General features: G+C 64.3%; 3 protein-coding genes. 2 read left to right on the top strand and 1 reads right to left on the bottom strand.

Features of this window, described 5'->3' with window-relative positions; genetic code table 11:
- Positions 1 to 213: 213 nt before the first annotated feature.
- Entirely contained in the window at positions 214 to 5,112 is a 4,899-nt protein-coding gene (locus ACW9IN_RS29805; RefSeq protein ID WP_457369199.1) for an alpha-2-macroglobulin family protein, read from the top strand.
- Positions 5,113 to 5,258: 146 nt separating this feature from the next.
- Here ACW9IN_RS29805 and ACW9IN_RS29800 read toward each other — a convergent pair whose 3' ends face one another.
- Positions 5,259 to 5,552, bottom strand: coding sequence for a hypothetical protein (locus tag ACW9IN_RS29800; RefSeq protein ID WP_457369198.1), 294 nt, complete (start codon positions 5,550 to 5,552; stop codon positions 5,259 to 5,261).
- 149 nt (positions 5,553 to 5,701) lie between these two features.
- Here ACW9IN_RS29800 and pbpC point away from each other — a divergent pair, with 149 nt between their 5' ends.
- Positions 5,702 to 8,014 (top strand): peptidoglycan glycosyltransferase PbpC, encoded by a 2,313-nt coding sequence (pbpC, locus tag ACW9IN_RS29795; protein ID WP_457369197.1) that lies wholly within the window; start codon positions 5,702 to 5,704, stop codon positions 8,012 to 8,014.
- Positions 8,015 to 8,072: the final 58 nt, after the last annotated feature.

Here is an 8,072-nt window from a genome sequence, read left to right as displayed (position 1 = left end):
CGGTGGGTCAGCCAGTGGAGATGTGGCTGAAAAACCGCCATCGCAGGCAAGCCAGCTCCCACAGGGTTCTTCAGTGTTTGTGGGATTTGGCTTGGCTTTACGTCTTGCAAAGAACCAAACCACCCTCCGTCGGTCAATGTGACCAGCACCACATCGGCCCCGCACGGGCTGATATATAGTTCATCCCTCGGCCCCCATCACTACGAGTGCCTCATGCTTAACAAAGGACTGTTCCTGGCTTGCGCGCTGGCCCTGCTGAGCGCCTGCGATTCTTCCGATAAACCGGCTGCGCCCGCCGCTCCCCCAGCGGCAGCGGTAACGCCCCAGCCGGCGAAGGCGGCGGTGGATGTGGCGGCGCTGAAGCAGCGTTATGCCGGGCGTGAGCTGAATGTGGTGGATGTGTCCGAGGTGCAGCTTGACGGCGCCAGCACCTTGTCGGTGAGTTTTTCCATTCCGCTGGACCCCGACCAGAAGTTCGCCGACAAGCTGCACCTGGTGGACAGCAAATCCGGCAAGGTCGATGGCGCCTGGGAAATCTCCGATAACCTGATGGAGCTGCGCCTGCGCCACCTGGAGCCGCAGCGCAAGCTGGTGCTGACGGTGGACGCCGGTGTTAAGGCGATCAACGACAACAAACTCGCCGCCGAATACAGCGCCCGCTTGGAAACCCGTGACCTGCAAGCCACCGTCGGCTTCGCCAGCCGTGGCACCTTGCTGCCGACCCGCCTGGCCGAAGGCCTGCCGGTGATCGCGCTGAACGTCGACAAGATCGACGTCGAATTCTTCCGCATCAAGCCCGAATCCCTGCCGTCGTTCCTCGCGCAGTGGGGGCGCAACACCAGCCTGCAAAGTTACGAGTCCCGGGAGCTGCTGCCCCTGGCCGACCTGGTCTATGGCGGTCGTTTCGACCTGAACCCGGCGCGCAACACCCGCGAAACCCTGCTGCTGCCGATTGCCGGCCTCAAGCAATTGCAGCAGCCGGGGGTTTACCTGGCGGTGATGCGCGCTTCCGGCACCTACAACTATTCCCAGCCGGCCACCCTGTTTACCCTGAGTGACATCGGCCTGTCGGTGCACCGTTACGCCAATCGCCTGGACGTGTTTACCCAGGCATTGGAAGGCGGCAAGGCGCTGGATGGCGTCGACCTCGAAGTGCTCGACGCCGAGGGCCGCGTGCTGGGTCAGGGCAAGACCGAAAAAGGCGGTCACGCCGAATTGCCGCTGCCGAAAAAAGCCCAGGTGTTGCTGGCCAGGCAGGGTGAGCAGACCAGCCTGCTGCGCCTCGACAGCGCGGCGCTGGACCTGGCCGAATTCGACATCGGCGGGCAACCTTCGCACCCGTTGCAATTCTTTGTGTTCGGCCCACGTGACCTGTATCGCCCGGGTGAAACCGTGCTGCTCAACGCGCTGCTGCGGGACAAGGACGGCCATGCGGTCAAACCGCAACCGGTGAGCGTCGAAGTGCGCCGCCCGGATGAACAGGTGAGTCGCAAGTTCGTGTGGGACGCGGATGCCTCCGGCCTCTATCAATATCAGCTGCAACTGGCCGGCGAAGCCCCGACCGGGCGCTGGCAACTGGTGTTCGACCTGGGTGACGGCAAGCCGCAGCTGTACGAATTTCTCGTCGAAGACTTCCTGCCCGAGCGCCTGGCGCTGGAACTCAAGGGCAGTGACACGCCCTTGAGCCCGGCGGACAACCCGGTCATCCAGGTCGACGGTCGCTATCTCTACGGCGCGCCGGCGTCGGGCAATCGGGTCAGCGGGCAATTTTATGTGCGCCCGTTGCGCGAGGCGGTCAAGGCGCTGCCGGGTTATCAGTTCGGCTCCGTCACCGAAGAAGAACTGAGCCAGGATTTCGAACTGGATGAAAGTGTGCTCGACGCCAAGGGCCAGGAAGCCCTGACCCTGGAAAGCCGCTGGGCGGACGCCAAGTCGCCGCTGCAACTGATCGTGCAAGCCAGCCTGCAAGAGTCGGGCGGGCGTCCGATCACCCGGCGCCTGGTGCAGCCGATCTGGCCGGCTGAGCAACTGCCGGGCCTGCGCGGACTGTTTGACGGCAAGGAAACCAACGGCGATGGCCCGGCGGAATTCGAAGTACTGCTGGCCAACCAGGCCGGGCAGAAACTGGCCGCACCGAATCTCAAAGTACGCCTGGTGCGCGAGCGCCGCGACTATTACTGGAACTACTCCGAGAGCGATGGCTGGAGCTACCACTTCAACGAGAAATTCCTCAACCTCGATGAGCAGACCCTGAACATCAAGGCCGGTGACACCGCCAAGGTCAGCTTCCAGGTGGAGTGGGGCCCGTATCGCGTCGAAGTGGAAGACCCGCAGACCGGACTGGTCAGCAGCTTGCGTTTCTGGGCCGGCTACCAGGCCCAGGACAACACCGAAGGCGGCGCGGTGCGGCCTGACCAGGTCAAGCTGGCGCTGGATAAACCGGCGTATGGCGACGGTGACACCGCCAACGTCACGGTCACGCCGCCGGCGGCTGGCAAAGGTTACTTGCTGGTGGAGTCGGCCGAAGGCCCGTTGTGGTGGCAGGAAATCGACGTACCCGCCGAGGGCAAAAGTTTTGCGGTGAAACTGGATCCGAAATGGTCGCGCCATGACCTGTATGTAAGCGCCCTGGTGATTCGCCCTGGCGAGCGCAAGGCCAATATCACTCCCAAGCGTGCGGTGGGCCTGTTGCACCTGCCGCTGGACCGCACCCAGCGCAAACTCGGCGTGACCCTGACCGCGCCGGAAAAAATGCGGCCCAAACAACCATTGACGGTCAAAGTCGCGGCCAGGAATGTCGACGGCAGCGTGCCCAAGCAAGTGCATGTGCTGGTGGCGGCGGTGGACGTAGGCATCCTCAATATCACCGAGTACCCGACGCCCGATCCGTACGCCAGCCTGTTCGGGCGTAAGGCCTACGGCGTGGACCAGTTCGACATCTACGGTCAGTTGATCGAAGCCGGTCAGGGACGCCTGGCCAGCCTGGCCTTCGGTGGTGACGCGGCGCTGGCCAAGGGTGGCAAACGCCCGGACACCAGCGTGACCATCGTCGCCCTGCAAAGCGCGCCGGTGACCTTGAACGATCAAGGCGAAGGTGAAGTCAGCGTCAATATTCCCGACTTCAATGGCGAACTGCGCCTGATGGCCCAGGCCTGGAGCGATGACCGTTACGGCATGGCCGAAGCCAAGACGGTGATCGCCGCACCGCTGATCGCCGAACTGTCGGCGCCGCGTTTCCTGGCGGGTGGCGACCAGACCACCCTGGCGCTGGACCTGTCCAACCTGTCGGGCCAGGCGCAGAAACTGGAGGTTCAGCTCACCGCCGAGGGCCAGTTGGAACTGGTCAACGGCGCCGCCCAGAGCGTCGAGCTGAAACAGGGCCAGCGCACCACCTTGCGTATCCCGGTGAAAGCCTGGGGTGGCTTGGGGCAGGGCAAGGTCAAGGTGACGGTCAACGGGTTGAACCTGCCGGGTGAGAACCTGCCGCCGTTCAGCCGTGAATGGACCCTGGGCGTGCGTCCGGCGTACCCAGCGTTGCTCAAGCATTACCGCGCTGTGCTCAAGGACCAGCCGTGGAGCCTGCCGTCGGGCACCCTGGATCAATTCGATGCTTCGGGGCGCCAGGCGCTGTTGAGCCTGTCGAGCCGGCCACCGCTGAACCTCGGCGCGCAGATCACTGCGCTCAAGGCGTACCCCTACGGCTGTCTGGAGCAGACCGCCAGCGGCCTGTACCCGTCGCTGTATGCCGATGATGCGTTGCTCAAGCGCCTGGGCGTCAAGGGCGAGTCGGACGCCGAGCGCAAGCGCAAGATCGAGCTGGGCATCGAGCGCCTGCTGGGCATGCAGCGCTACAACGGCAGTTTTGGTTTGTGGGGCGCCGATGGCGAGGAAGAGTACTGGCTGACAGCCTATGTCACCGACTTCCTGTTGCGCGCTCGCGACCAAGGCTACGCGGTCCCGGCCGAGGCCTTGAAAAAAGCCAGTGAACGCCTGCTGCGCTATGTGCAGGAACGCAACCTGATCGAGGTGGATTACAGCGACAACGCCGAACACACCCGTTTTGCCGTGCAGGCCTACGCCGGCATGGTGCTTGCGCGCAGTCAGCAGGCACCGTTGGGCGCGCTGCGCAGTATCTTCGAGCGGCGCAGCGACGCCCGTTCAGGGTTGCCATTGGTGCAGTTGGCCATCGCGTTGCAGAAGATGGGCGACCAGCCGCGCGCGGATCAAGCCTTGCTCGCCGGCCTCGCCGCGCAGCGCAGTGCCAAGGACTGGCTGGCTGACTACGGCAGCCCGTTGCGGGATCAGGCGATGATCCAGGCGTTGCTGGAAGAAAACGACCTGGCCAAGGGCAAGCGTGAAGAGCGTCTGTTCACCTTGTCGGACCAGTTGGCGGCCAGCCCGTACCTGTCGACTCAGGAGCGCAACGCGTTGTTCCTCGCCGGGCGTCTGGGGTTTGCCAAGCCGGACTCGAACTGGCAGGTATCGCTCACCGGCAGTGGCGGTGTGCAGGAACTCAATAGCCAGCAATCGACGCTGGAACTGGAGGGCCCGCTCCTCTCCAGTAACCTGAGCCTGAGCAATCAGGGCGATGCGCCGGTGTATCAGCAACTGACGATTTCGGGGTATCCACAGGTGCCGCCGGCACCGGGTGGCGATAACCTGAGCATTCGTCGCGAATACCTGGGCATGAATGGCCAGCCGCTGAACCTGCACAACCTCAACAGCGGCGACCTGGTGCTGGTGCACCTGGCGGTCAGCGCCAAACAGCGCGTGCCGGATGCCCTGGTGGTGGATCTACTGCCTGCGGGCCTGGAGCTGGAAAATCAGAACCTGGCGCAAAGCGCCGCCAGCCTGGAAAACGCCAGCAGCCAGGTGAAGGAATGGCGTGAGTCGATGCAGAACGCGTCCCTCAAGCATCAGGAGTTCCGCGATGATCGTTACGTGTCGGCACTGAACCTGGACGGCTCGGGCACCACGCACCTGCTGTACCTGGCGCGGGCCGTGACGCCGGGCACTTACCGCGTGCCGCCGCCGCAGGTGGAGTCGATGTACCGGCCGAACTGGCAGGCGGTGGGCGAGACCCCGGCGGACCTGGTGATCAAAGGGCGATGAAGATATCTATTGACCGATCGCTCCCACGCTCTGCGTGGGAACGCATCCTGTGACGCTCCGCGTCACGACTTTAACGGCGGACGCGGAGCGTCCAGGGCGGTATTCCCACGCGGAGCGTGGGAACAATCACTGCGGTGTCTTTTGGCTTAGTGTACGACCCAACTCAGCAACCACAATCCCAGCATCAGCCAGATGATGCCCATGATGATCGACGCTCGCATGAAGGCGCGTACCGCCGAGTACAGCAGCATCAGGCCGATGATCAGGGTAACGATGCTGATGATGGACGTGTCCATGCCCAGGGTGCGGGACAGGCCTTCGATAAAGTTGCCGCCGGCATGGGTCAAGGCGCCGAACAACCCGCTCAGCCCGTCGACGATAAAGCGGATGATGGAGCCGAGCGCCTGGCCCAACCATTCGAAGAAGCTTTCTACCTGCATGTGTGTGTCCTGATGAGAAGGTGGGCGTATCTGTGCCTTTGGTTGTTATTGCCGCAGGCTAGTTCCCTACCAGCATAGAGTTAAACATGGGTTTCTTTATTTACGGATGTACTCGGTCAAATGTGGGAGCAAGCCTGCTCCTACACATAGTGCGCTGGGCCTTGGGCATTGTGGTGTTGATCATTGCCGTGCTGTGGCTGGCGGATCGCATCTGGCCCTTGCCCCTGCCCAAGGACGACCTGGCGCGGGTGGTGCTGGCCGAGGATGGCACGCCGTTGTGGCGGTTTGCCGATGCCAATGGCGTGTGGCGTTACCCGGTGCAGACCACCGAGGTGTCACCGTATTACCTTGACGCGTTGCTCACCTATGAAGACCGGTGGTTCTACCAGCACCCCGGCGTGAACCCGCTGGCGTTGGCGCGGGCGACCTGGCAGAACCTCACAGGCGCCCGCGTGGTGTCGGGCGGCAGCACCCTGTCGATGCAAGTGGCGCGCTTGCTCGACCCCCACTCGCGCACCTTTCACGGCAAGTTGCGCCAGTTGTGGCGCACGGCGCAGCTGGAATGGCACCTGTCCAAAGAAGAGATTCTCAGCCTCTACCTGAACCGTGCACCGTTCGGCGGAACGTTGCAGGGGGTGGCGGCGGCCAGTTGGGCGTACCTGGGCAAATCTCCGGCCCAACTGACCCACGCCGAAGCCGCCTTGCTCGCCGTGCTGCCCCAGGCCCCCAGCCGCCTGCGTCCGGACCGCCACCCCCAACGCGCGCAGGAAGCCCGCGATAAAGTGCTGCGGCGTCTCGCCGAGTTCCAGGTGTGGCCACAAGCGGCGGTCGATGAAGCCCTGGAAGAGCCACTGTTGCTTGCCCCACGGCTGGAGCCCAGCCTGGCGCCGCTGCTCGCCCGCCGCCTGAACCGCCCGGACAGCCCGCCCTTGATCCGCACCACGCTGGACGCCAACCTGCAACGCCGCCTCGAAGACTTGCTGCTGGGCTGGCGCGCGCGTCTGCCGGAACACACGTCCGCCGCGATCCTGGTGGTGGAAGAAGAAACCATGGCGGTGCGCGCCTACCTGGGCTCGGTGGATATCAACGACGCCAGGCGCTTCGGGCATGTGGACATGATCAGCGCGCTGCGCTCGCCGGGCTCCACCTTGAAACCGTTTCTGTACGGCATGGCCCTGGACGAGGGGCTGATCCATTCCGAATCCCTGCTCCAGGACGTGCCGCGACGCTACGGCGATTACCGGCCTGGCAATTTCTCCATGGGCTTTACCGGCGCGGTGCCGGCGAGTACGGCGTTGTCCAGCTCGCTCAACCTGCCGGCGGTGCAATTGCTGGAGGCCTACGGGCCGAAGCGGTTCGCGGCGCAGATGCGCATCGGCGGTGTGCCTTTGGCGTTGCCGGCGTTGGCCGAGCCGAACCTGGCGCTGATCCTCGGTGGGGCCGGGAGTCGGTTGGAAGACCTGGTGAGTGGCTACAGCGCCTTTGCCCGCGATGGCAAGAGCGCGACGCTTAGGTTGCAGCCGGACGACGCGCTCAGGGAGCGCCCCATGCTTTCACCGGGCGCAGCCTGGATTGTGCGGCGCATCCTCAGTGGCCAGGCGCGGCCCGACCGTGACCCGCGTGCCGAACTGGTGCAACGCCCGGTACTGGCCTGGAAGACCGGCACCAGCTACGGCTTTCGTGATGCCTGGGCGATCGGCGTGGGGCCGCGCTACCTGATCGGCGTGTGGATCGGTCGCCCGGACGGCACGCCGGTACCGGGCCAGTTCGGCCTGGCGTCGGCGGCGCCGTTGATGTTGCAGGTGCACGACGTATTGACCAATCGCGACAGCCAGCGCGGCATCAGCGCACCGGTCAAGCCGGTGCCGGCCAACGTCGGCGTGGCCGCTATCTGTTGGCCGCTGGGCCAGCCCATGAGCCGCAGCGACCCCAACTGCCGCCGCCAACGCTTTGCCTGGACCCTGGACAATACCACTCCGCCGACCTTGCAGGCGTTGGATCAACCGCTGAGCGTGGGTTTGATGGAAAACCTGTGGGTTAACGCCAAGGGCTTGCGAGTAGATGCTCATTGCCCGGGTGCAGAGCCCCGCAACATTGCCCTGTGGCCAGCGCCGCTGGAGCCGTGGCTGCCACGGATCGAACGCCGCGAAGCACGCATCCCGGCCGCGGACCCGGATTGCCCGCCGCCAGCACTGGCCGCGTCGTCGCCCTTGTCGATTGTCGGCGTGCGCGAAGGCGATCAACTGCGCCTGCCTGCCACGAGCCAGCAGGCGTTGCACCTGAAGCTATCCGCCCTGGGCGGCAGTGGCCGGCGCTGGTGGTTCCTCAATGGCGCACCGTTGGGGGACAGTGCGAATCAGGGCTTTATCAATGCCAGTTTTGAAAGGTTGGGGCGGTATCAGTTGAGTGTGTTGGATGAGGCTGGGCAGACGGCCAGGCTTGAGTTCAGCGTCGTTGATTGAATCGCCTTCGCGGGCAAGCCCGCTCCCACATTTGGATTTGTGAATACCTTCAAGTGTG

This window comes from Pseudomonas sp. SDO5271_S396 (assembly GCF_054071795.1).
Note: the sequence above shows the minus strand (reverse complement) of the source record. Positions and strands in the feature narration are given on the sequence as shown.

Excerpts from the sequence above, each read along its gene's own strand:
- ACW9IN_RS29805 (WP_457369199.1), top strand. The coding sequence starts at position 214 with ATGCTTAACAAAGGACTGTTCCTGGCTTGCGCGCTGGCCCTGCTGAGC.
- ACW9IN_RS29800 (WP_457369198.1), bottom strand. The coding sequence starts at position 5,552 with ATGCAGGTAGAAAGCTTCTTCGAATGGTTGGGCCAGGCGCTCGGCTCC.